The following is a 248-nucleotide window of genomic DNA, read 5'->3' on the forward strand; positions in this document are numbered from 1 at the left end:
GATGGGTTAGTTGGGCTAACTGCAATCGAAACTAAAGTCGCATTCGTCACCGCTAAACTTGTTGAACCTGTTACACCACTTAATGCTGCGGTAATCGTGGTAGTACCGGAAGCCACCCCAGTGGCAAAACCATTACTTCCCGATACATTAGAAATGGTTGCCGTTGCAATACTTGATGATGACCAACTCACAGAGCTGGTGAGATCTTGGGTGCTGGCATCTGAAAAAGTTCCAATCGCTGTAAATTG

At 46.0% G+C, this 248-nt stretch carries 1 protein-coding gene; it reads right to left on the reverse strand.

The genetic code is table 11. From position 1 onward, the window contains the following. On the reverse strand, positions 1 to 248 hold a 248-nt coding region (locus Lgra_RS17520; RefSeq protein ID WP_157068268.1), incomplete at both ends, for an Ig-like domain-containing protein.

The organism is Legionella gratiana (genome assembly GCF_001467695.1).
Lineage (GTDB): Bacteria > Pseudomonadota > Gammaproteobacteria > Legionellales > Legionellaceae > Legionella > Legionella gratiana.